Source organism: Kocuria sp. CPCC 205261 (assembly GCF_040981025.1).
GTDB classification, from domain to species: Bacteria; Actinomycetota; Actinomycetes; order Actinomycetales; family Micrococcaceae; genus Kocuria; species Kocuria marina.
This window is the reverse complement of record NZ_JAVKPU010000003.1, coordinates 146,940-169,711: the sequence shown is the minus strand read 5'-3', so window position 1 is coordinate 169,711 and position 22,772 is coordinate 146,940. Positions and strand designations below refer to the sequence as shown.

28 protein-coding genes, 1 tRNA gene and 1 pseudogene are annotated in these 22,772 nt (G+C 69.3%); 21 read left to right on the top strand and 9 right to left on the bottom strand.

Features of this window, described 5'->3' with window-relative positions; translation table 11 throughout:
• Positions 1-11 precede the first annotated feature (11 nt).
• The 9 genes from proB to RF646_RS05095 all read left to right on the top strand — a co-directional run bounded on the left by proB (position 12) and on the right by RF646_RS05095 (position 6,171).
• On the top strand, positions 12-1,235 hold the full coding sequence (proB, locus tag RF646_RS05135; RefSeq protein ID WP_064846164.1) for a glutamate 5-kinase: 1,224 nt from the start codon (positions 12-14) through the stop codon (positions 1,233-1,235).
• Between the two features lie 68 nt (positions 1,236-1,303).
• Positions 1,304-2,611 carry a glutamate-5-semialdehyde dehydrogenase gene (locus tag RF646_RS05130; RefSeq protein WP_368835382.1) on the top strand — a complete coding sequence of 436 codons (1,308 nt, stop codon included), beginning with the start codon at positions 1,304-1,306 and terminating at the stop codon, positions 2,609-2,611.
• A 79-nt stretch (positions 2,612-2,690) separates the two neighbouring features.
• Positions 2,691-2,948, top strand: a complete 258-nt coding sequence (locus RF646_RS05125) for a hypothetical protein (protein WP_035962170.1) — start codon at positions 2,691-2,693, stop codon at positions 2,946-2,948.
• A 65-nt stretch (positions 2,949-3,013) separates the two neighbouring features.
• Positions 3,014-3,739, top strand: a complete 726-nt coding sequence (gene nadD / locus RF646_RS05120) for a nicotinate-nucleotide adenylyltransferase (protein WP_331253935.1) — start codon at positions 3,014-3,016, stop codon at positions 3,737-3,739.
• Positions 3,736-4,668 carry a hypothetical protein gene (locus tag RF646_RS05115; RefSeq protein ID WP_368835381.1) on the top strand — a complete coding sequence of 311 codons (933 nt, stop codon included), beginning with the start codon at positions 3,736-3,738 and terminating at the stop codon, positions 4,666-4,668. The genes nadD and RF646_RS05115 overlap by 4 nt, the downstream gene beginning before the upstream one ends.
• A 32-nt stretch (positions 4,669-4,700) precedes the next feature.
• Positions 4,701-5,111 carry a ribosome silencing factor gene (rsfS, locus tag RF646_RS05110; RefSeq protein ID WP_085107812.1) on the top strand — a complete coding sequence of 137 codons (411 nt, stop codon included), beginning with the start codon at positions 4,701-4,703 and terminating at the stop codon, positions 5,109-5,111.
• 159 nt (positions 5,112-5,270) lie between these two features.
• A tRNA-Ala gene (locus tag RF646_RS05105) sits at positions 5,271-5,343 on the top strand.
• A 356-nt stretch (positions 5,344-5,699) separates the two neighbouring features.
• Entirely contained in the window at positions 5,700-5,822 is a 123-nt protein-coding gene (locus RF646_RS05100; protein WP_368835380.1) for a hypothetical protein, read from the top strand.
• 139 nt (positions 5,823-5,961) lie between these two features.
• Positions 5,962-6,171, top strand: coding sequence for a hypothetical protein (locus RF646_RS05095; protein ID WP_368835379.1), 210 nt, complete (start codon positions 5,962-5,964; stop codon positions 6,169-6,171).
• A 100-nt stretch (positions 6,172-6,271) separates the two neighbouring features.
• Here the strand turns inward: RF646_RS05095 and RF646_RS05090 are convergent, their stop codons facing one another.
• From RF646_RS05090 to RF646_RS05075, 4 genes and pseudogenes are all read right to left on the bottom strand, one after another.
• A complete protein-coding gene (locus RF646_RS05090; protein WP_368835378.1) occupies positions 6,272-6,394 on the bottom strand; it encodes a hypothetical protein in 123 nt (40 codons plus the stop codon).
• The gene (locus RF646_RS05085) at positions 6,391-6,945 is read right to left on the bottom strand and encodes an esterase-like activity of phytase family protein (RefSeq protein ID WP_368835407.1); all 555 of its coding nucleotides are present in this window, start codon (positions 6,943-6,945) and stop codon (positions 6,391-6,393) included. Before RF646_RS05085 ends, RF646_RS05090 begins: the two co-directional genes overlap by 4 nt.
• Positions 6,946-7,029: 84 nt before the next feature.
• Complete coding sequence (locus RF646_RS05080; protein WP_368835409.1) at positions 7,030-7,191, bottom strand: GNAT family N-acetyltransferase; 162 nt, start codon at positions 7,189-7,191, stop codon at positions 7,030-7,032.
• 89 nt (positions 7,192-7,280) lie between these two features.
• A pseudogene (locus RF646_RS05075) lies at positions 7,281-7,589 on the bottom strand (GNAT family N-acetyltransferase); the annotation flags it as partial.
• Between the two features lie 58 nt (positions 7,590-7,647).
• Between RF646_RS05075 and RF646_RS05070 the strand changes: the two are divergent.
• From RF646_RS05070 to RF646_RS05050, 5 genes are all read left to right on the top strand, one after another.
• The gene (locus RF646_RS05070; protein WP_368835377.1) at positions 7,648-8,007 is read left to right on the top strand and encodes a hypothetical protein; all 360 of its coding nucleotides are present in this window, start codon (positions 7,648-7,650) and stop codon (positions 8,005-8,007) included.
• Positions 8,004-8,951: an arsenic resistance protein gene (locus RF646_RS05065; RefSeq protein ID WP_085108683.1), complete on the top strand. Its 948-nt coding sequence runs from the start codon at positions 8,004-8,006 to the stop codon at positions 8,949-8,951. Before RF646_RS05070 ends, RF646_RS05065 begins: the two co-directional genes overlap by 4 nt.
• Positions 8,952-9,078: 127 nt before the next feature.
• On the top strand, positions 9,079-10,026 hold the full coding sequence (locus tag RF646_RS05060) for a hypothetical protein (RefSeq protein ID WP_240505781.1): 948 nt from the start codon (positions 9,079-9,081) through the stop codon (positions 10,024-10,026).
• Between the two features lie 335 nt (positions 10,027-10,361).
• The gene (locus RF646_RS05055) at positions 10,362-14,465 is read left to right on the top strand and encodes a Pls/PosA family non-ribosomal peptide synthetase (RefSeq protein ID WP_368835376.1); all 4,104 of its coding nucleotides are present in this window, start codon (positions 10,362-10,364) and stop codon (positions 14,463-14,465) included.
• Entirely contained in the window at positions 14,462-15,895 is a 1,434-nt protein-coding gene (locus RF646_RS05050; RefSeq protein ID WP_368835375.1) for a DUF418 domain-containing protein, read from the top strand. The genes RF646_RS05055 and RF646_RS05050 overlap by 4 nt, the downstream gene beginning before the upstream one ends.
• A gap of 43 nt (positions 15,896-15,938) precedes the next feature.
• Here the strand turns inward: RF646_RS05050 and RF646_RS05045 are convergent, their stop codons facing one another.
• Both RF646_RS05045 and RF646_RS05040 read right to left on the bottom strand, forming a co-directional pair.
• Entirely contained in the window at positions 15,939-16,721 is a 783-nt protein-coding gene (locus tag RF646_RS05045; protein WP_131332826.1) for a 4'-phosphopantetheinyl transferase superfamily protein, read from the bottom strand.
• Entirely contained in the window at positions 16,718-17,482 is a 765-nt protein-coding gene (locus RF646_RS05040; protein ID WP_368835374.1) for a thioesterase II family protein, read from the bottom strand. Before RF646_RS05040 ends, RF646_RS05045 begins: the two co-directional genes overlap by 4 nt.
• Before the next feature lie 331 nt (positions 17,483-17,813).
• On the opposite strand from RF646_RS05040, the gene ybaK reads away from it, so the two are divergent.
• The 4 genes from ybaK to RF646_RS05020 all read left to right on the top strand — a co-directional run bounded on the left by ybaK (position 17,814) and on the right by RF646_RS05020 (position 20,165).
• Positions 17,814-18,335 (top strand): Cys-tRNA(Pro) deacylase, encoded by a 522-nt coding sequence (gene ybaK, locus RF646_RS05035; protein WP_052160699.1) that lies wholly within the window; start codon positions 17,814-17,816, stop codon positions 18,333-18,335.
• A 514-nt stretch (positions 18,336-18,849) separates the two neighbouring features.
• Positions 18,850-19,179 carry an enoyl-CoA hydratase-related protein gene (locus tag RF646_RS05030; protein WP_260850420.1) on the top strand — a complete coding sequence of 110 codons (330 nt, stop codon included), beginning with the start codon at positions 18,850-18,852 and terminating at the stop codon, positions 19,177-19,179.
• Between the two features lie 2 nt (positions 19,180-19,181).
• Positions 19,182-19,565 carry a hypothetical protein gene (locus RF646_RS05025; RefSeq protein WP_144996549.1) on the top strand — a complete coding sequence of 128 codons (384 nt, stop codon included), beginning with the start codon at positions 19,182-19,184 and terminating at the stop codon, positions 19,563-19,565.
• A gap of 33 nt (positions 19,566-19,598) precedes the next feature.
• Entirely contained in the window at positions 19,599-20,165 is a 567-nt protein-coding gene (locus RF646_RS05020) for an SDR family NAD(P)-dependent oxidoreductase (protein WP_368835373.1), read from the top strand.
• A gap of 13 nt (positions 20,166-20,178) precedes the next feature.
• On the opposite strand, the gene RF646_RS05015 is transcribed toward RF646_RS05020, so the two are convergent.
• Positions 20,179-20,514 carry a putative quinol monooxygenase gene (locus RF646_RS05015; RefSeq protein ID WP_206051984.1) on the bottom strand — a complete coding sequence of 112 codons (336 nt, stop codon included), beginning with the start codon at positions 20,512-20,514 and terminating at the stop codon, positions 20,179-20,181.
• A 263-nt stretch (positions 20,515-20,777) separates the two neighbouring features.
• Here RF646_RS05015 and RF646_RS05010 point away from each other — a divergent pair, with 263 nt between their 5' ends.
• Positions 20,778-21,206 (top strand): hypothetical protein, encoded by a 429-nt coding sequence (locus RF646_RS05010; protein ID WP_368835372.1) that lies wholly within the window; start codon positions 20,778-20,780, stop codon positions 21,204-21,206.
• A complete protein-coding gene (locus tag RF646_RS05005; RefSeq protein WP_368835371.1) occupies positions 21,185-21,328 on the top strand; it encodes a hypothetical protein in 144 nt (47 codons plus the stop codon). Before RF646_RS05010 ends, RF646_RS05005 begins: the two co-directional genes overlap by 22 nt.
• Before the next feature lie 125 nt (positions 21,329-21,453).
• Here RF646_RS05005 and RF646_RS05000 read toward each other — a convergent pair whose 3' ends face one another.
• Positions 21,454-21,873, bottom strand: coding sequence for a PIN domain nuclease (locus RF646_RS05000; protein WP_312797172.1), 420 nt, complete (start codon positions 21,871-21,873; stop codon positions 21,454-21,456).
• Complete coding sequence (locus tag RF646_RS04995) at positions 21,864-22,091, bottom strand: hypothetical protein (protein ID WP_270259255.1); 228 nt, start codon at positions 22,089-22,091, stop codon at positions 21,864-21,866. Before RF646_RS04995 ends, RF646_RS05000 begins: the two co-directional genes overlap by 10 nt.
• Positions 22,092-22,280: 189 nt before the next feature.
• Between RF646_RS04995 and RF646_RS04990 the strand changes: the two genes are divergently transcribed.
• Complete coding sequence (locus tag RF646_RS04990) at positions 22,281-22,691, top strand: hypothetical protein (protein ID WP_085108706.1); 411 nt, start codon at positions 22,281-22,283, stop codon at positions 22,689-22,691.
• The last annotated feature ends 81 nt before the right edge of the window (positions 22,692-22,772 follow it).

The following is a 22,772-nucleotide window of genomic DNA, read 5'->3' as shown; positions in this document are numbered from 1 at the left end:
ACGTCCCGGCCATGGAGCAGCAAGCGGCCAAGTCCGCGATCCAGCTGAGCACCGAGAGCCGGGGGAAGAACCGCCGCTCTCCCATCACCCGCCGTGCGGACCTGCCCATGGCCCGGCGCGTGGTGGTCAAGGTGGGGTCCTCGTCCCTGACCTCGATCGAGAACTCGATCGACGAGAACGCGCTGCGCAGCATCGTGGACGCGCTCGGCCGGGTCAAGGCGCAGGGCGTGGAGGTCGTGTTCGTCTCCTCGGGTGCGATCACCGCGGGGCTGCAGCCGCTCGGACTGTCCCGCCGGCCCAAGGACCTCGCCACCAAACAGGCCGCGGCCTCCGTGGGACAGGGTCTGTTGATCTCGCGCTACACCGACTACTTCACGCGCTACGACGTCACGGTGGGTCAGGTGCTGCTCACGGCCGAGGACCTCATGCGCCACTCGCAGTACAAGAACGCGCATCGCCAGATCGAACGGTTGCTGGACCTGGGGATCCTGCCGATCGTCAACGAGAACGACGCCGTGGCCACCCACGAGATCAAGTTCGGCGACAACGACCGCATCGCTGCGCTCGTGGCGCACCTGATCAAGGCGGACGCGCTGTTGCTGCTCTCGGACGTGGACGCGCTCTACACCCGGCCACCCAAGGACGGCGGGGAGCGCATCCCCACCGTCGAGGATCCCATCACGGATCTCGAAGGCGTGGAGATCGGCACGATCGGCCGCGCGGGCGTGGGCTCGGGCGGGATGGTGACCAAGGTGCAGGCGGCGCGCATCGCGGCGTCGTCTGGCATCCCGGCGCTCGTGACCTCCGCCGCGAACATCGAGAGTGCGCTGGCCGGCGACGACGTGGGCACGTGGTTCGCCACGACCGGCGGGCGGCGCAACGTGCGGTTGCTGTGGCTCGCGCACCTCGCGGACATCAAGGGCACCCTGACCCTGGACGACGGCGCGGTGGAGGCCATTCGCGGTCGTCGCTCGCTGCTCGCGGCCGGTGTCACCGAGGTGTCCGGGAAGTTCACCGCGGGCGATCCCGTGGCCATGGTGGATTCCCAGGGAAAGGAAGTGGCCCACGGGCTGATCAACTACGCCTCGGACGAGGTCCCCGGGATGCTCGGTAAACGCACTCACGAACTGGGGGAGGAGTTCGGTGAGGACTACGCCCGCGAGCTCGTGCACGTGGACAATCTCGTGACCATGCGGCCCCGTTCGGCGAGGACCAAACTGAAACGAACCGTCTGACCGCACGTCCAACCCCCAAACTGAACCGTGGGCGCCGCGCGCCCGCACCACGATCCGCAGGAGGAACAGTGGCCGAGAACACGTCCGTACTGACCGCGCAGGAGACCTTCGGGGACGATCCCGTGGCCGGGGTCGGCCTGATGGCCGACGACGCCCGGGTGGCCGCCCGCACGCTCGCCCGCGCCCCGCGCGCGTGGAAGGACCGCGCGCTGAACATCATGGCCGATCGGATCGAGGCCCGCGCCGACACCGTTCTCGAGGCCAATTCGCGGGACCTGGAACGCGGGCGCGAGTCAGGGATCTCCACCGCGCTGCTGGACCGGCTCAAGCTGGACCGTACCCGCATCACGGGTCTTGCGGACGCGCTGCGGGAACTCGCGGCCCTGCCCGATCCCGTGGGCTCCGTGGTGCGCGGGCAGACGCTCGCGAACGGGCTGCGCATGCGCCAGGTGCGCGTGCCCATGGGAGTGGTGGGCGTGATCTACGAGGCCCGCCCGAACGTGACCGTGGACATCGCCGGGATCGCCGTGAAGTCCGGTAACGCGGTGCTGCTGCGCGGTGGTTCGGCGGCCTTCGACTCCAACCGGGCGCTCGTGGGCATCCTTCGGGACGCCCTCGCGGACGCCAAGCTGCCCGTGGACTGCGTGCAGACCGTGGACGACTACGGTCGCGACGGCGCCAACGCCCTCATGGGTGCGCGCGGGAAGGTGGACGTGCTCATTCCGCGCGGCGGCCGTGGACTCATCCAGTCCGTGGTGACCAGCGCGACCGTCCCGGTCATCGAGACGGGCGAGGGCAACGTGCACGTGTTCATCGACGAGTCCGCGCCCGCGCAGATGGCCGCCAAGCTCACCGTGAACTCCAAGACGCACCGCACCTCCACGTGCAACTCCGCCGAGACCCTGCTGCTGCACAGCGGGGCGCCGGAGACATCCCGCGAGGTGCTCGCCGCACTCGACAAGGCCGGTGTGACCCTGCACGTGGACGACCGCGCCGCAGCGCTGCTGCCCCCGGGATCGGACCACCTGCAGGCCACGGACGAGGACTGGGCCACCGAGTACCTGGACATGGACATGGCCGTGAAGGTCGTGGACGGCATCGACGAGGCGATCGAGCACATCCGCACGTACTCCACGGGCCACACCGAGGCGATCGTGACCAACGACCTGGCTAACGCGGAACGTTTCACCGCGGAGATCGACTCCGCGGCGGTCATGGTCAACGCGTCCACCCGCTTCACGGACGGCGGCCAGTTGGGGCTGGGTGCGGAGATCGGGATCTCCACGCAGAAGATGCACGCGCGCGGTCCCATGGGGCTGGAGGAGCTGACCACCACCAAGTGGGTCGTCCAAGGTGACGGCCACGTGCGTCCGTGAGACGTACCATGGAACGGACGTCACCCGGGACGTTCGTCGCATTCACCGACCGGCGCCGCCGGCCACAGAAGGGAACCGCATGAGCTCGCTGTACCTGTTGTCCAACGTCACCGTCCTGGCGGCCGAGGAGGGGCACTCCATCAACGAGGAGCTGCACGCCATGGCGCCGGTCTTCGGCATCGTCGCGTTCATCCTGTTCCTGATCATGCTCTTCATCTCCATGTCCTTCGCGCCCCGCGGCAAGGCCCCGGCCGTCGGTGAGTACGAGGACCCCGCGCAGCTGCCCGCGGAAGAGCAGGCCATGCTCGACCGGGTGCACGCCACCCCGCGCCACTGACCGACAGATCGGCACGAGTGAATCCCCTCAGCGCGTCAGTGACCGCGGCCGAGACGGAACTGGACATCCCCCCGCGCAGGCCGGGTGTGATCCGGCTGGGAGTCATGGGCGGGACCTTCGACCCCATCCACCACGGGCACCTCGTGGCGGCGTCGGAGGTCGCCGCGGTCTTCGACCTGGACGAGGTCGTCTTCGTCCCCACGGGTGAACCGTGGCAGAAGGCCGGGCAGGACGTCTCCGACGCCGAGCACCGCTACCTCATGACCGTGGTGGCCACGGCGTCCAATCCGCGGTTCACGGTGTCCCGCGTGGACATCGACCGTTCCGGACCCACGTACACGATCGACACCCTGCGGGACCTGCGCACCCTGCGTCCCCACGCCGAGCTGTTCTTCATCACCGGCGCGGATGCCATGGCGGAGATCCTCACGTGGAAGGGCACCGATGAGCTGTGGTCCTTGGCCACGTTCGTGGGTGTGACCCGCCCGGGCCACGTGCTCTCCGCGCCCGTGGGCTCGGAGAGCGTGTCGCTGCTCAACGTCCCCGCCATGACCATCTCCTCCACGGACTGCCGCGCCCGCGTGGCGGCGGGCAAACCCGTGTGGTATCTGGTCCCGGACGGGGTCGTGCAGTACATCAACAAGTACGGCCTCTACCGCGGTTCCACCGATCCCGATGTGGACCCGGAGACCGCATCCGGCACCCCTGTGGCACAGGATGCCGGCACCCCCTCATCCGCCCCCACGGATTCGCCCGGGGTCCCCGCCCCGGGTCACAGGAGCACCGCGTGAGCACACCCCCCGAGAAGAACCGAGCCGCGAACCCCCAGGAATGCCCGTGGGCCGTCCACCCGGCCACGGGACAGCAGGAGTGGGTGGCCCCGCCGGCTCCCGTGATCGAGTTGGACACCCCCCAGCACACGGGTACCGTCAAGCCCTTGGGGCCCCGGCGACTCGCGCGGCTGCAGCGTGAGATGGTCGAGCACGCCCGGCAGATCCAGGAATCGGAGCGCACGGGCGGGGGAGAGGTCGACGACGCCCTGCTCGCCACCCAGCGTCGTCTCGCGGATCTCGCGATGCGCGCCGCGGCGGCTAATGAACAGGACCGGCAGGCCGCCGAGCGGGCCACCGCTGAAGAGCCCACCGCTTTGGGGAACGGACCCGCAGCAAGTGGCCCCGCCGGGGAGGCACTGGCTCGTCCGGCATCCGAGGGCTCCGTGCCAGGGGACACCGTGTCGTCGGGTCACGCTCCCGCCGCACCCGGGATCGGCCAGGCGCCGGTCACCCCGCCGCAACCCGTGCACGACGAGCCGGAGCCGGAGTACTTCACCATCACCTTCCCGCCGGCCCTGATGACCCAGGCGACGGGGGTGAGCCTGGGGAAGAGTCTCGCGGACCCCGCGTCTCTCCCGGCCTCACCCGTGCGCTACGGACCGGTCACCGAGACTTCCCGGATCCCCGTGATCCAGGCCCCGCACCGGGACCGCACACCCGAGGGGACGCACGAGGCCGCGGCGGGAGCGGCGTCGTCGACCCCCGAAACGCGGTCCGAGACCGTGGCTCCTCCCGCCGAGCCGGTGCGCGCGGTGGACGCCGAGGGACTGACCCTGCTGGAACCCGGGGCGTATTCCCGCGGGGCGTCCACGACCCGAGTGGTGCTCGCGCTACTCGTGGCCGTGATCGTGGCGCTCGTGGTGGCCTTCGTGATCTTCGTTCTGTGAAACCGACCCATGTGAAAGGACAGCACACTTCAGTGACTGCAACCACCGAATCCATCGACCTCGTGCGCAGCGCCGCGCGCGCCGCGGACCAGAAGAAGGCCGAGAACGTCGTCGCGTTCGACGTCAGCGAGAGCCTCGCCATCACGGACGTCTTCATGGTGACCTCCGCGTCCAACGAACGTCTGGTCTCCGCCGTGGTGGACGCCGTGGAGGAAGCGCTCATCGAGCAGCACGACCGTCGGCCCCTGCGCCGCGAGGGCAAGGGGGAGGGCCGCTGGGTGCTCCTGGACTACGGGGACGCCGTGATCCACGTGCTCCACGACGAGGACCGTGCCTTCTACGCCCTCGAACGGCTGTGGGGCGACTGCCCGGCGATCGACGTCCAGTTGCCATCGGCCGGCTCCGCGAACATCGACGACGACGCCGCTCCCCGCGCGGTCTGACCTCGCGCCGCCGGGCAATTTGCGCGAGTTCGCGCGAGCTGTCTAGGATGGTCGAGTCGTTCCGGGGAACTGGAAACGTGGCGGTCCCACGAAGTTGTTAGGGAGTCAATCCCGGGTAAACGTGGCAGGCCGAAGCGTGGTAAGGTTTCGGAGTCGTACGGGGCTATGGCGCAGCTGGTAGCGCACCTGCATGGCATGCAGGGGGTCAGGGGTTCGAGTCCCCTTAGCTCCACCGAATGGCCCGTCGGATGGGCGGAGAAACCCGGATCCTCGAAAGAGGATCCGGGTTTTTCGCTGTCCGGGTGGGTTTGTCGTGCCGGGTGTGATTGTCGGTCGAGGGTCCAGGAGGGGCCTCCGCGTCCGTGGCGTGCGCGCCCCACACGCCGGGTACACATATGTGCCGAAAAGACATGGATCCGGGTCCCGGGCGTGCGTATCGCACCACAGATGCACTCCGTGGCCTTTCTCACGCTCGACACGGGGGAAATTGTGTCCGGGCGGTCGTCACATCATGGGCAAGAAGATATGCCCCTCTCTACTCTGGGGGTGGCCCATCGTCGGGTCCCCGGAATGCGACCCGAGAACACCGTGTCAACGGATTTCCCCGCCCTTCCCACCTTCCACGGTTCCCTCCCGATGATCGATCCCGAGGACGTCGCTCTACTGCTGGTGGACCACCAGGGCGGCCTGTTCCAGGTCGTCGGGGTCTGAGCGTCCCGGACCTGCGCCGTAATGCGACCGTCCTGGCCAAGGTGGCCGGTAGGACGGGGATGCCCGTGGTCGCCACCGCCTCCGTGCGCGACTGACCGAACCACGCCCACGCCGTCAGATCGCGGACCAGGTCGCCGGGTTGGCAACCGGTGACGACGCCGACGTGGACCTCATTGACCTGACCGAGGTCGCCCTGCCGTTCCTCGACGAGCCGGACATGCCGGCCAGGGGCAATGACGTGGAGGACACCACCAAGGAGTGGGCCCGCGGGGTCGTGGAGCCGCACCGCTCCGAGATCAAAGCGGGTTTCGCGGCCCTGCACGCCGCACTTCGCTCCGGGCGCGACTGAACGAACGCGCCTCGTGGCGCATCGGCCTGTTTCACGGGCCGCGGCGTGATGGGAGCGAGGGTGGGTGGGGTCCACCGTGGACCCCACCCACCCTCCCCATCTATTTGTGGGTGTTCACCCGGAGCAGGTGGAACACCGTGTCCTGGGTGGCCAGGTTGAAGTTGTCGTCCGCCGCGAGCACGAGGGATGCGTCACCGTCCGCGAAATCCGGACCGAAACTCACGGCCTCCACGTTTCGGGGGACATCCCCGATACGGCCAGGTCGATGACCAGTTCCTTCTTCATCGGGATTTCCGTACCCGTGAGGGCCGCCGAACGGGACACATCGGTGGCGCCCTTGGTGCTGGCCCGGTAGACCTGGATCTGGTTCTCACCCTCGACGTACTGACGCTCGATCACCAGATAATCGGTCTTGCTCAATTGCAGCATCTCGGAAGCGCCGCGGTCGCCGCCACTCGAACTCCGCGGGACGGACACCGGCTCGGTCTTGTAGACGTACTGGGCCAGGTTGTGACCGGTCCGCCGGTCGAGCTGGGCCAGGCGCCGCGGCCGCGGCCGGTCCCGCGGTGAATAGGCCGAACCCCACGGTGATCGCGGCCGCAGGGACGAGTCATCGGTGCATGGCGGTACTCCTCGGTCTGACCCGCGCGGGTCGGCGGCGGGTGTGCCGCAGACCCTACGAGCGTCCGGAAACCGCGAGGTGACCGACCGGTGAACGTCTCTGCGTGACGTCGGGCCCCGGTATGTCCGGGATGGCCGGGCGCCGCGTGGCACGGCCGTCAACAGCGAACGTCGATCGAACCCGTCCGGGCTGGCCAGAAACCGGGCAGGGACAGGCCTGAGATGGACCCGAGGATGTCAAGGGGCGTCGCGGTCCCCGGCGGGCATCCCGAAGACGAGCGTGTCCGTCCACTCGCCCTTGTTCCACCAGTCCTGACGCATGTGGGCTTCGGGGCGCATCCCCACGGCGGTCGCGAGCCGGGCGGAGGCGGTGTTGCGGGCATCCAACTGCGTGACCACGCGGCGCAGGCCGTAGTGCTCGAACGCCCCCGCAGCACCTCGGCCACGGCTTCCCCGGCGAATCCCCGTCCCGCATGAGCAGGGTCCAGTGCCCAGCCGACGTCCGCGATCCGGGGGTGCGTGTCGGTGCGCCACAGCAGAACGTCCCCGATCGGGATGCGCTCCCGCTCGATCACGAGGGCGAGGGTGTGGGTGCCACCGTCCAGATCGGATGTCGGTTCGTGTGTGACGGCCTCCCGGGCGGCGCGGGCTGCGTCCCACGGGTCGTCCAGCAAATAGCGGGCCACGTCCGGCTGGGCGTAGACCCGATGCAACCACGAGGCGTCGCCGGGGGTATGAGCGCGTAGCCGGAGCCGTTCGGTGACGAGGGGCAGGGACAGCCCAGAACCGTCGGGCATGTCCTTAAACCAACTTAGTTCGCATGCCGGGTGAACAGTGTTCGTTTACGCTGACCCCGTGAATTACTGGGACCATCGCAAACCCGTGCACCGCACCCGCGCCGTGGATACGGACGAGATCGGCCGAACCGCCGCCGCTCTCCTGGACGAGCTCGGTGCGCCCGATCCCCTCAGTGCTGCGTACACACTCGCCAACTTCACGCTCGGCAGCGCTCTGACACAGCCGATGGCCCCTTCCGAGCGCGCCGCCCCGGTCGATGCGGAGATCGCGCCGCGCTATGCCCGCCTGCACACCGAGCACCCCGTGGACACCGACGCCGTCTTCCGGTCGGGACTCACGGCCCTGACCCGAACCGCGCTGACACGGGACGACACCGACGGCGCCGGACATGGTGGCGCGCGGCAGGGGCCCCGATGACCCGGTTCATGGAGCGGTTCCAGATACCCCTCTACCTCGCGGCGCTCGCGGTGGGCGCGCTCGCCGGCTGGTGGGCCCCGGGCCTCGGCGGCCTCGCCGCCCCCGCGGTGACCCCGGTGCTCGCGGCCCTGCTGTACGTGACGTTCCTGGGTATCCCGCTGCGCCGCGTGGGCGAAGGTCTGCGCGACCTGCGCTTCATGGCGTGCCTGGTGATCGTCAACTTCGCGGTCGTCCCGGTCATCGTGTTCGCGCTCGTCCGCGCATTCTCCATCGAGGGCCCGATGCTGATCGGGGTGCTACTGGTCCTGCTCACCCCGTGCATCGACTACGTGATCGTGTTCTCGGGCCTCGCGGGCGCCGCGAACGACCGGTTGCTCGCGGCGTCCCCCGTGCTGCTCGTCCTGCAGATGCTGACCCTGCCCCTGTATTTGTGGTCGTTCCTGGCGCCCGACGTCGCCATGGCCGTGCATTGGGGGACATTCGCCCAGGCCCTCGCGGTGGTGATCGTCATCCCTCTGGTGGCTGCGGCAGTGACCCAGTGGGCCGCAGCGCGGTCCCCGGTGGCCCGGCGGTGGGGCCGGCTCGCCGGTGGTGCCATGGTCCCGCTCATGATGCTCACCCTCGCGACCGTGGTCGCGTCCCAGATCGCCCTCGTGGGTTCACGCGCGCAAGCGCTGCTGCCGCTCGTACCCGTCTACGTGAGCTTCGCAGCGCTCATGACGGCGCTCGGCTGGGCGGCCGGTCGCCTTGCCGGCCTGCGCGTCCGCGAGCGCCGCGCGGTGCTCTTCAGCGGGGTCACGCGCAACTCCCTGGTGGTGCTGCCGCTCGCCCTCGCGGCGCCGGACGGCACGGTCCTCGCGCCGCTCGCCGTACTCACGCAGACCCTCGTGGAGCTGCTCGTCATGCTCGCACTCGTCGGCCTCGTGCCCCGTCTGGTGCGCTGAAGCGGACGACGACGCCGCGGCGCCGGGGCGTCGCGCGGACCCGGCCGAGCGACGTCGTCTCACGCCACAGGGGTGTCGCGGGGTGGAAGACCGAGAACTCCCAGCCCGCGGGGGTACGATTCCGGCCATGCCTACCAGTCCCACGAGGACGGGCGCGAGACATGCCTCGTGGCGTGTCGTTCTGGTGCTGGTCCTGCTGCTGGTGCTGGTGGCGGCCGTGGTCCTCATCAGTGTGAACCCGTTCAAGTCCGCGGAGCCGCCCACGACCGACTGCACCCAGTACGGGCTGCGCGCGGACGACTCCCGAGCCTTCCCCCACACGGTGACCCTGGCCACGCAGCCGACCACCCAGGACCAGACCCAAGCCGGGGCGCTCGGCCACCTGGAGCAGACCTACACGTACCGCGGGACCACGAGTTCCTACCACGTGATCGACGGCGGGGTGGACGTCTCCAAGCCCGTGGGGCTCGTGATCGACCTGCACGGGGACGGCGGGGCGGAGTACTTCGAACCGGGTGGGCGCACCACGTGCCTGTCCGCGATCGCGGCCTCCCACAACGACCTGTTGGCCGTGCCCCTCACACCCGACTGCCAGGGCGAGTGCACGTGGTGGCAGGGGATGAGTGCCAACATGCGCTGGTTGCGCGCTTTGACCGAGAACCGGCTGCTCGCGGACCTCCCGGTGCAACGGGACCGGGTGTCGTGGTTCGGGTACTCGGGTGGCGCGGAGATGCTCAGCTACGGGGTGCTCAGCGGTGCCCGGGACCTCGTGACCGGCGGTGCGGCCATGGTGGGCGGTGGTGGCGCGCCGGACGGGCTGTCGAAGGTCCCGACCCGCCAGGAGAAGGCCGAGGTGCGCATGTGGTGGTTCACGGGTCTGCTGGACAACGGCTCAGATCCCGCGTCCGATTTCGACGCCGTCACGGCGGCCACGGAGGGTCAGCGCTTCTACGAGAAGCGCGGCTTCACACGCACCCGCCTGGAACTGATGCCGCACCGCGACCACTTCAACATGCCGGACGCCGAGATCCTGGACGAACTGCTCGCGGCGGACGAACCCACGCATTCCACGTGATCTACGGAACACGATTCACGGGCACACGGGGGGAAGTCCGTGGGGTGGGTCACGTTGAGTAATTCTTTAGCATGACATCCCCACCTGGGTGATGCCGGGACCGACACCGTACATTGCATCCAAGTTCATGCTTGTCGTATTCTGGCGACGTAATCTGGGCCAGCAGGGGGATATTTTCGCTGGACACCATTGCGCATCTTCCGGATGTCACGCTGCCGTATCGGTCGGGGGACCCATCGGCATGATCCATACGTTTGCAGCACCGCGCCTCGACCGAGGACGACGTCCGCATCTCCCTGCATCACTGGTCCTTAGCAAGGGGGAGAGTACTAGCAGTGGACAGCCAAGATCTTAGGAACGGAGTCCGAGCGCTCGCGCCGGACAGGGCCGTGTACCCGGTGGAGGAACCACCGGCACCGCGCACCCTCGTCGACATCGTCCTCGAGACGGTCGCGCAGTACCCGGACGCCATCGCCTTGGAAGACGAGAACGAGAGCGTTCCCTACGGGGAACTCGAGGACCGGATCGAGACCCACGTCCAGCGGTTGTGGGACATGGGCATCGGACGCGGGGACCGTGTGGGCGTGCGTGTGCCCTCCGGCGGCGTGGACCTGTACGTTGCCATCCTGGCCACCCTGTTCGCCGGCGCGGCCTACGTGCCCGTGGACTGGGACGACCCCGATGAACGCGCGCGCACCGTGTGGGAGGAAGCCGGCGTGGCCGCCGTGTTCGGTCAGGGGCTCGAACTGACCCGCAACCCGGCCGTGACCACGGGTGAGCAGACCGCCACCCCGCGTACCCGCGACGACGCCTGGATCATCTTCACCTCCGGGTCCACCGGTAAGCCCAAGGGCGTGGCGATCTCCCACCGCTCCGCCGCGGCACTCGTGGACGCCGAGGCCCTCATGTACCTGCAACGCCGCCCGCTCGGCCCCGGTGACCGCGTGATGGCGGGACTGTCCGTGGCTTTCGACGCGTCCTGCGAGGAGATGTGGCTCGCGTGGCGCCACGGTGCCACCCTGGTGCCCGCACCGCGCAAGATCGTGCGCTCCGGCCCGGACCTGGGCCAGTGGATCGTGGACAAGGAGATCACCGCGGTCTCCACCGTGCCCACGCTCGCATCCCTGTGGCCCAATGCCGCACTGGACCGGGTGCGCCTGCTGATCTTCGGCGGCGAGGCCTGCCCCCTGGAACTGACCAAGCACCTGGTGCGCCCGGGCCGTGAGGTGTGGAACACCTACGGACCCACCGAGGCCACCGTCATCGCCACGGGCGCCCTGCTCAACGGGGAGGCCCCAGTGCGCATCGGTCTGGCCGTGCCCGGGTGGGAACTCGCCGTCGTGGACGCCGACGGCCAGCCCGTGGGCTGGGGTGAGACCGGCGAGCTGATCATCGGCGGCGTGGGTCTGGGCCGCTACCTGGACCCCGCAAAGGACGCCGAGAAGTACGCGCCGCTGGAATCCCTGGGCTGGGACCGCGCGTACCGCTCGGGTGACGTCGTGCGCGCGGACCCCGAGGGCATCGTCTTCGCTGGCCGTGCCGACGACCAGGTCAAGGTCTCGGGGCGGCGCATCGAACTCGGTGAGATCGACACGCAGATGAGCGCCGTGCCCGGCGTGAAGCTCGGCGCGTGCGCCGTGCACTCCACCCCGGGCGGTGGCAGCGTGATCGCGGGTTACCTGGTCCCCGAGTTCGAGGGCTCCGTGGATCTCTCCGAGGCGCGGCGTTGGCTCGTGGAACGACTCCCGGGGCAGATGGTCCCCGCGCTGTGCATCATGGACGAACTGCCCATGAAAACCTCCGGCAAGGTGGACCGCAAGGCCCTTCCCTGGCCGCTGCCCACGTCCAATGACGACGGCTCCGAGTCCCTGACCGGGGACCTCGCGTGGCTCGCGGAACTGTGGGCGGACCAGCTCGGACCGCTGCCGTTCGGCCCGGACAGCGATTTCTTCGCAATGGGTGGCAGCTCAGTGGCGCTCGCCCGGTTGGTCTCCGCGCTGCGCAAGACCCACCCGGACACCGAGATCGCCAAGATTTACGCCCACCCCACCCTCGAGGGCATGGCCGGTTACCTGGCCACGCTGGGGGAGTCCCACGACGTCAAGCGGGACCCCGAGCCCACCCCCGCGAGCACCGGCTGGCTGCAGGGGCTGTTCATCCTGGCCCTGAACTTCCTGAACGGGTTCCGCTACGTGGTGGGCGCGCTCATCGTGGTGTGGCTGCTGGCCGTGGTCGCGGATGCCGGGTGGGTCCCCACGCCGCCGTTGTGGCCGCTCGTCCTGGGGTGGCTCGTGATGTTCTCCCTGCCGGGGCGCGTGTTCATCGGCGCTGCCGCGGTACGCGCGCTGACCGCGGGGTTGAAACCCGGGCACTATCCGCGGGGGAGCTGGAACCACCTGCGCGTGTGGGCCGCCGAGCGCATCGTGGTCTACAACAAGTACGACGTCCTCACCGGCACCCCCATGGCCCGCGGCCTGCACCGGTTGTTCGGCAACAAGATCGGTAAGGGCGCACACCTCTACAACACCCCGCCCGTCACGGGTCTCGTGAGCGTGGGGGAGCACTCCACCCTGGAGTTCGAATCGGATCTGTCCGGCTACTGGCTGGACGGGGACGTCTTCCACGTGGGCGCCATCGAGATCGGTGACAACGCCCGCGTGGGCACCCGCACCCTCGTGGATCCCGGGATGCGCGTGGGCCACGGCGCCGAGGTGCTGCCCGGCTCGCACGTCAGCCGCAACGTCCCGGACGGCGAGCTGTGGGGCGGTTCCCCTCTGCGCCACCACGGCTCGGCCGGCCTCACGTGGCCCGAGGAGTCCCCGGAAGCCACGGGCGGCATGAAGACCTGGGGTTCGGCGACGTCGCACCTCGCATTCTCCGCGGGCGCCGTGCTCGTGGGGTTGTTGCCCTTCCTCGCCCTGATCCCCGGGGCGCTGATCGTGCTGTCCCAGGTGATCACCATCCAGCAGTACGAGCTCGTCTTCCCGATCGTGGCGGTGTGGGTCCCCGTGTTCACCATCGTGACCGCGGTGGTGTGGTTGTTGCTCGTGGTCGCGCTCGTGCGCCTCGTGGCCGGGATGATCGTGCCGGGGTACTTCCCCCAGAACGGTCCCGTGGGGTGGGCCATGTGGCTCACCGAGACGCTTATGCAGCGCACCCTGATCTCCACCTACCCCGTGTACGCGTCCTGCATCACTCCGTGGTTCATGCGCCTGCTTGGGGCCAAGGTGGGGCGCAACGTGGAGATCTCCACCGCGGAGACCATCCCGCACCTGACCACGCTCAAGGACGGGTCCTTCCTGGCCGACCACGCCCTGGTCACGTCCCACCGCGCCGGGTTCGGATGGCTGCACGTGGGTACCTCCGTGATCGGTGAGCGCACCTTCGTGGGCAACTCCGGGATCGTGGGACCGGACCGGGACCTGCCCGCGGACGCCCTCGTGGCCGTGCTCAGCTCCGCCCCGCACCACGCACCCGCCGGTTCGTCCTGGCTGGGTCGCACAGCCGAGCCGATCGCCCGCGCCAAGACCGAGGCCGACGCCGAGTCCACGTTCCGCCCGCAACGGCGGCTCAAGGCGGCGCGTGCGTTCGTGGAGTTCTTCCGCTTCGTGCCCGCCATGGTCTCGGCCTGGTTGGACCTCATCATCGTGTACGTCCTCACCGAGATCTACATGTCCCACGGGATGGGTGTCACGGGTGTGGTGGCCGCGTTCGCGTGGTCCGGTGTGGTGCTCACGGTCGCCAGTACCGTGGCCTGCCTGGTGCCGGTGCTCGTCAAGTGGGCCCTCGTGGGCCGCTTCCGACCGAGCGAACGGCCGCTGTTCAGCTCATTCGTGTGGCGCAACGAACTCACGGACGTGTTCGCCGAGTCCCTCGCGGTCCCGTCCATGATCCGCCTGAGCGTGGGTTCGCCCATGTTCAACCTGTGGGCGCGCCTGATGGGTGCGCACATCGGTCGCGGCGTGTGGTGCGAGTCGTGGTGGCTGCCCGAGTTCGACCTCGTGCGCCTCGAGGACAACGTGTCCGTCAACCGCGGCACGGTCCTGCAGACCCACTTGTTCCACGACCGGGTCATGCGGATGGAGCCCGTGACCATGCGGCGGGGATCCACGCTGGGCCCCAACAGCTTCGTGCTGCCGGGTGCGACGATCGAGGAGCGCACCACCGTGGGCCCCGGGTCCCTGGTCATGCGGCAAGAGACGGTGCCCCCGGACGGCAACTGGGGCGGTAACCCCATCCGTCACCTCGCACCGGGGGACCAGGCGATCAGCGCCGAGGTCGTGCCCGCGATCGAGTCGGACCACGTGTCCACCGCACCGTTGCTCGGAGCTGCACCGGCGCCGCAGTTGAGCGCGGGATCGTCCGCGATGGCCACGGTCCGCACGGACGTCGTCCCCGCGGGGAAGACCTCCGGCAAGCATGAGGGAGTCACCGAATGACGCAGCAGAGCACGCAAGAAGTCGTCCTGGAGGGTGACCTGCCCGTGGGACAGCGCCCGCAACCGGGGCGCCGTCCACCGCGAGAGGTGTGGTTGGGCGACCGCGGGGACGAGGGTTGCACCGCGGCGGAGAGCGGTCTGTGGACCGCCGCGACCCCGGTGGTCACCGCACCGCCGCGTTCCACGTCCGCACCGCGTCAGGGTGCGGCCACCCGCAACGTGACGAGCGCGGACGGCCGCCGCACCAAGCGCCGCATCATGGGCGTGGACGTGGCGCGTGGATTCGCGCTCATCGGGATGATCGCGGTGCACGTGCTCTCCGCGACGAACGCCGCGGGGGAACCGTCCCTCGAATGGACCCTGTTCGCCGGGCACTCGGCCGCGCTGTTCGCCACGCTCGCCGGTGTGAGCCTCGCGTTCATGACCGGGGGGCGCACCCCGCGCCACGGTCGTGACGGCTCCCGGGCGCGGTTCTCCATCCTGGTGCGTGCCCTGCTGCTGTTCGCGATCGGTCTCACGGTGAACCTGCTCGAATTGCCCGTATACAACATCCTGATCTACTACGGTCTGATGTTCCTGCTGGCCATCCCGTTCACGCTCATGAGTGTGCGGTGGCTGCTGGCCTCGGCCGCGTTCTTCGCGGTGGTCATGCCGTTCGTGATGCAGTGGTCGCTGTCGGTGCTGCCCGCCCACGTGTACGGCAACCCCAGCTTCTTGGAGATCTTCTCGGACCCGGGATCCGTGTTCGCGGAGCTGTTCCTCACGGGCACCTACCCGGCGCTGCCCTGGATGACGTTCATCTGCCTGGGCCTGGCGCTGGGCCGGTTGCCCCTGTCCCGCGACCGGGTGCAGGTGCTGCTCGTGATCGTGGGCGCCGTGGTCGCGGCCCTGTCTCGCGGTATCTCCATGCTCATGTTGCTGCGGTTCGACCTCGAGGACGCGTTGATCAATGCGACCCCGTGGATGACGTCCGAGGACGTGTGGAACATCCAGTACTACGGCCCGGACCCCCAGCTGCCGGACACCACGAACCTGTGGTTGCTGCTCACGGGCCCGCACACCAACACCCCGCTCGCCCTGTTCGAGAGCGCGGGCATGGCTATGATCGCACTGGGCGCGTTCCTGCTGCTGTGCCGCGTGATCGGCAAGTGGCTCACGTGGCTGGGTGCCATGGGCTCCATGACGCTGACGCTCTACGTGTCGCACCTGATCTTCATGGCGTTCGTGTGGACGGACGGCACCCCGTGGTTCTGGTACATCGTCCAGATTGTGGTGGCCGCCCTGTTCGCGGTGGCGTGGCAGCACGCCGTGGGGGCGGGTCCGCTCGAGCGGTTCGTGACCCGGGCGTCCAAGGGCGCGGCGGCCGCGGTGATCCGGCCCAAGAAGGCGCTCCCGCGGCGTCGTGCGGAGACCCCGCGGCGTCGCCACTGAGTGATGCCGCTGCCCCGCGGGGCGGATGACGAATGAACGGACCTCAGCCCTGCGGGGCGGGGTCCGTTCGCCATGCCACGGCCAGGCGCGCGTTCTCCCGCGCCGTGGTGCGCACGTCGCTCACGCTCCACCCGTGGCCGTAGTCCGCGCGTGCGGCCGATCCCACGTGGATGCTTGCGGGGTCGCGGGACAGTCCCGTCTGCCAGCCCTTCACCAGCGCTTCCACCCGCACCCATGTGCGCGTCACGGCCACGGCACGACGCCGCCCGCGCACGCGGGAAAGCCGGGCGCGGTCCGCGGGGTGCAGGATGTCGAGCAGCACGTTCGCCTCCACCTCGGACTGCAGACGCTCCACGTCCACGCCCACGGCACGCTGGGCCGTGACGAGAGCGATGACCCCGGCCGTGCGCGAGACCGAGAACCGGACGGGGCGAACGTGACCCAGCGCGGAGGACGCCGCGAGCTCGGGACCGGCGTCGCCGCGGGACCCGGTCACCGCCGCCGCGCGACCGTGCACCTCGTGGGGTGCCCCGGTGCGTGGGTCGTGGCTGATCGGGACCTCGTGGGCGGCGCACCCGAGTCGGTGGGCCAGAACGTGGCGCAGAGCGACGCGTGAGACCACGAACAGTTCACGGGTGTGGGAGTCCTGCAGCGCACACGCCCGGGACAGTTCGTCCTCCGTGAGGCAGTCCACGGCGGAGAACGCCCATGACGAGACATCCTCGAGGTGCAGGACGTGCAGCGTGAGATCCGCCGGCGCACCGGGCACGCGGCGTCGTTGTGCTGCCCACACGGGCTGGCGGTGCGCGACCGCGTGCGCGCTCATCGGGCGCCACCCGTCGTGCCGTCGACAGCGGACCGCAACGCGTCGTGCAGCTCGCGTGCGTGATCGAACAGCCCGTGATGGCCTCCGGGGATCGTGAGTGTGGCAGTGCCCCCGGTGCTCGTCCACCCCGCCATGGACCCCGCCGACGCCGTGCGGTCCTCCTGTGCGTGGACGAGCAGCAGGGGCGTGGCGAGGTCCGGCGGGGCGGCGTCGTAGCTCAACGACGCCCGAAGATCCGCGCGCAACGGGGCCAGGACGAGCTCACGCAGACCAGGGTCCGTGAGCAGCTCCTCGGGGGTGCCCCCGAGCTCGAGCAACCAAGCGGCCAGAGCGGCGTCGTCCTCGAGGATCGACGCGAGGTGCGGATCGCGATCCGGGGGCGCGGCCTTGGCGGAGAGTACCGTGCGCTCGAGCCGACCCGGGCGCTCGCGGTCCAGGGCCGCGGTGAACTCGGCGGCGAGCAGCGCACCGAAGGAGTGACCGAGCGCGACCGTGGGCCGCTCGTCCGCGTCGAGGATCGGCAGCAGCGCCGCAAGCGCTTCCGCGACGAGCTCCGGGACGTCCACGACAGCGGGTTCGGCCATACGTGATTCCCGGCCTGGACGGCGGTGGGTGAGCACCTCGGTGTCCGCGGCCTGCAGATCGCGGCCGGACAGTGCCCCGGCGCCGGCATGGGGGAAGACGAAGAGGCGCCGTTGCGGGGTGAACGGGCCGGAGAACCACTGGGCGAGGGCCGTGGCGGGGGGTGGGGTCGTAGCCAACTTCCCGGACCTCCTGAATCCTGAGTGTGCCGACTGCCGCCGGTGCCGCGCGTGGGCGACGCTCGCTCGGTACGGTGCCGGACTGTTCCACCGGGCGGCCCTGTGGGGCGTTGCGGCGGGTGCTCCGGTGCGGGTCCGGGGTGCTGCGAGTGGGCGTCTTACTGCGAGGCGTCCGGGGGAGAGGCTGTGGTGGGGGGACTTCTCGTCCGCGCTGCGGGAGGACCTAGACTCGAGGTAGGGGGCGCCGGCCCTTCCGTGGTGTGGACGTGGTCCCACAGTACCGAACCCGGCTGGGTGTGCTCCCCCGCAATCCGGGAAGTGACCCGGGTACATGACGGACGCGGCATGGGAGGAACCCGTGGGGAAGAAGACACAACGAGCATCGGCCACGCCCGCCACACTCGCCCTCGAGCGCGCTGGCGTGCAATTCGAAGCCATGGGTTACGAGCACGATCCCCGCGTCACGGCCTACGGGCGCGAAGCGGCCGAGGCGCTGGGGCTGCCGCCGCAGTGCGTGTTCAAGACCCTGGTGGTGCAGACGGATCACGATGGCTTCGGGGTGTGCGTGGTGCCTGTGGCGCAGAGTGCGGACCTGAAAGCGGTGGCCGTAGCGCTGGGTGCCAAGAAGGCCCGGTTGGCGGATCCCGGGGAGGTCCAGCGACTGACTGGCTACGTGCTCGGCGGAGTGAGCCCTCTGGGTCAGCGCACCCGCTTGCCCACGGTGATCGACGACGGCGCTCGGCGGTTGGACCGGATGTACGTCTCCGGTGGCCGACGCGGGCAGGACGTGGGTCTAGCCCCGCGGGATCTGGCCGAGCTCACCGGGGCGGTGTTTGCGGCGATCGCCCGCTGAGGTGGTCGCCGCGATCGCTCGGTGACCGGGCACGGTTTCATTTTCCGACCCTTGACGCGCCATGAAGTGGATCCAGATTTATTCGTGATGAATACTGATTCACTTACCGACACCTCGGCCCTCGCCCCGGAGGGAGCGGCCCGTCGCGCCCGCAAGGAGGCCCGCCGGAACCAGCTGCTGCGTGCGGCCGGTGCGGTGCTGGACGAACTCACCGAACGGGTCCCGGCCGCTGTGGCCGCGGCGGACGAGGACCCGGTGGAGCGGGCGAGCGCCGTCGCGCCCGAGGACCGGCCTCAGGGGAGGCCCGGAAGTCCGCTCGGAGGGCCGTCCCAGAATCCGTCCAGGAGCCCGCTCCTGGACCCAGCCGAGAATCCGCCCCGGAATCCACCAGAGATGAGGAGACGCGTCATGACCGCTGAGCACGAGTTCGAGGACATCCTGTACGAGATCCGCGGCGCCGCGGCCGTGACCACCATGATGACCCCAGCGCTACAACGCGTTCCGGTCGCAGACGGTGTACGAGCTCATCACCGCACTCCGGCTCGCCGGGGCGGACCGGGCTGTGCAATCCGTCATCCTGACCGGTGCGGGCGAGAAGGCCTTCTGCACGGGCGGGGACGTGAAGCAGCGCGCCGAGATCGGCGACTATGGTCCGTCGCCGTCGGGGATGGTCGAGATCGGGAACCTGCACAAGGTCATCCGTGACATCCCCAAGCCGGTGATCGCGGCGGTCAACGGACTCGCGATCGGTGGCGGGCACGTGCTGCACGTGCCGTGCGATCTCACGATCGCCTCGAGCACCGCGCGCTTCGGTCAGTCCGGGCCCAAGGTGGGTTCGTACTGATCGTGGAGGAGATCGCCCGCGGTGACTTCAACGCGGGCTACGTCCAGGTGGTGGGCTCGCTCGTAGGACAGATCCTGGCGTCGTCGGCGTCGCCCAAGACGGCGGAGAAGTACGTGCCGCTCATCACGAGCGGGCGCGGCATCGTGGGCATCGCCCGCTCCGAATCGCACGCGGGCTCGGACGCCGGCAACCCGAGGATGACGGCCCGGCGCACTGACGACGGTTGGGTCATCAACGGCACCAAGGCGGTGGGCCGCGGCCTGATGCGCTGCGAGGACGTCCTGGTCCCGCGCGAGCACCTGATCGGCCCCGGGGGCGCGGGATTCACCCAGGTCATGGAGCTCATCATTTCCCGCGAATCGGCCGGACGCGGGTACGCACCCTGACCGGGATCGACAGCACGACCAGGAGGATTGCCCATGAACGAGCACAACACCGGCACCACCGCACGGGTGGCGATCGTGACCGGCATCGGACAGGGCATCGGGGCGGCCATCGCCGAGCCGCTGCACGAGACCACTGAGGAATGGACCCGCGAGATCGTGACCGTGGAGCGGCTCGGGGTGCTCACCGTGGCTCGCCATGTCCTGCCGCATCTGCGTGCGGGGGGAGCCGCGGGTCGGCGGGCGAGCTTGGTCGTGGTGTCGTCGGACAGTGCCAAGGCGGGCTCGTTCGGGGACGCGGTGTCGTCGGCCGCGCGGGCGGGTGTGCTGGGCATGGTGCGCTCCGTGGCGCGCGAGAACGCCGTGGTACCCATGACGGTCAACACCGTGTGCCCGGGTCCCACGGACACCGCGATGTACCGCGAGCTCGCGGACGCCCAGGGCCTCACGGGGAAGGTCTTCTCCGGGATGACGCGGGGCATCCCCGCGCGCAGGCTCGGCACCCCCGAGGAGGTCGCGGCCACGATCCACTTCCTGCTCTGCCCGGGGACGGCCTACATCACGGGCCAGGCGATCTCGGTGAGTGGTGGGTTGACGATGTGATGGTGGCGCCGGGTCAGCGCGGGATGCCCGCCACGGCTTGCAGCCGGTGGCTGGTCATGCCCTCACGGTCGATGATCGGTAAGGCCCGCTGGATCCGTTCCTGGACGGCCGGGATCTGCAGGGACGCCTGATGGTCCTCCTCGGTGTCCCAGACCTCGGTGACCCACACGGCATCAGGATCCTCGGGATCGGTGGCCACGAGGTAGAGGCGGCAACCGGGCATGGGCTCGGCGGCGTCGTTCTCGGCCAGGATGCCCGCGAGCGCGTGTCCGTTCCCGGGGGTGGAGCGGAGGCATCCGTGGAGCATGAACAGGGCGGTGGTGTCGGCTGTGCCGACGGATGTCGTCATGGAGCCAATCTAACCGCTGTGTGTCGTGGAACACAGGGGTGCTGGCGGACAATGCCGGCGCTCCCGAAAGGGGCACGGACACCATGCCCCGGAACTGCTCCAGGGCATCATCTCCGGGCGCTTCGTCCGGGTGTGCAACGTCCGAACGGTGCCCGAGCGGCGTCGTAGTGTGAGCTCATGCGCCAGCGGACGACGACGGACACGGCAGCGCGCCCCGGCGCTGGCAGGGTGCTTTTCGCGGCGATCGCGGGAACGGTTATCGAGTGGTACGACTACGCGTTGTACGGCACCGCGGCCGGGCTCAGCATCGGCCGCTGTTCTTCGCGGGGATGGACTCCGGGGCGTCGCCCAAACGCCGCGGGCTCTACACCTCGTTCGGGCTCTCCGCGCCGCCCGCCGGCATCGTGCTCGCGTGCGTCGCCTTCCTGTGGGCCGCATCCCTGGGCGACGACGCTCTGCTCGCGTGGGCCTGGCGCGTCCCCTTCCTGGTGTCGGTGGTGCTCTTCGCGCTCGCGGTGTTCATCCGGGCCAAGCTCGAGGAGAGCCCCGAGTACGAACAGGCCCTGGCGCGTGCACCTCCGGCTCCCAGGGCGCGCTCCTGGCCGGCCTGTTCCCCACGGCGGAGCGCTTCAGCGGTATCGCGTTGGCGCGCGAGACCAACGGTGCGATCGTGGCGGGTTTCAGCCCGCTGATCTCGGCGGTACTGATCTCCGCGGCCGGCGGCAGCACGGGGGGAGCGGCCTTGTTCCTGGCGGCGTGCTGCCTCAGCCCCGTGCTCGCGGTGCTGCTGATGCGCTCGCGGCAGTATGCATGAGACGCCGGTGACATGGTCGGCGGGTCCGGGGCGTCGCCCAGGGCGGCGGGCCCGCGGTATTTCCCCGGTCACGGCGCAGAGAATCACCGACCGGGAGGGCCGATAATCGCCTCACGCGTGTTCTGTCATCGCAGCGTGAGGGTTTCCACCGGCTGGCCTGTGACCGCGGCAATCAAGTCGAAGTCCTTGTCCATGGCCAGCACCGTCAGCCCAGCCTTCTCTGCACATGCTGCGATCAGCAGATCCGGAATGGACGGCGCACGATGCTGACCTCTATCGGCGAGCAACATCTGCACCTGGAAGGCACGGTCCTCCATCGCGGGCGTCAGATGTTCGATGGGCATCAGCGACAGCGGCGGCAGCCCGAACGCCTGACGCCCGCCTTCGCCGGAACGGGATGAGAATCCCAGTTCAAGTCGCGTGACCGTCGAGAGTCGAACCAGTCCTCGTGCGATGCGGGCATTCCAGTCCTCAAGGTGCGCGGCCTTCCCCGCCTGCATTCGTGCATACGCAGACTTGTCGATTAACCAGCCGGTCAGTGCCACGCGGCAGCCATGATGTCGTCATCCATGAGGTCGCCGAACGCGCGGGAGGAGCGCTCCCAGTCCTCAGTGGTCACCGTGGCCTTGTCGTTCGTCATGGCTGCCGCTGTCTCAAACTTCCGGCGCAGGAACTCGTTGCGGGATAGCCCCAGCGCGGATGCCTCCGCATCGATGCTTTCAACCGCCCTGTCACTGAGTCCCCGGATGAGGACATTTTTCATCGTCAGCACCTCCTCGAAGAATGCTATCGCGATATCGTTTAACGGAAAAGATCTCACCCACGCCCGTGTGCGGGCATCTCTCCGGTGACCGACACCGCTGTGGCGTCGGTCGCTTATGCGTGTCGGACGATCTTGGCACCGTCTCAGTAGTCGAATAAAGTTTCGAATAATCGGGGAGGGTGAGCCACCATGACGGTGCTGGAGATGACGGAGACCGGGCAGTACGAGGACCCGTGGGACACGGTTCCGGTGATCGGTGCGGGCATGCCGGTGGAGCGTCCCACGGGGCTGGTGGGCGGCTCCACGGACCCCGCCCTCGATGATCTCGCGGTGGTGTGTGACATCACCGGGACGCCGTGTGTGGTGACGTACCGCGGTGAGGAGCATCGCGTCCTGCAGCCCGTCGTTCGCTGGTACGAACGCCGGAATTGGTGGGATGTGGAGGTCCGCGTGCCGCGTGAGAGCCGCACGAGCGCGGTGGATCAGGAGCGGTGGCGGGTGCAGGTCGTCCGGCCCGGGGTGGTTGTCGCACGCACCTTCGAGCTGGTCCGGAACCAGTTCACCGATCAGTGGCGGGTGCTCCGTGTCAGCGCCGCATGAGACCGCCCGTGGTCGCTGTGCGGAGTCCTTCCGTGTCACTTCATGTCGCCCGCGGAGCCGTCCGCGATTGACAGAAGTTCG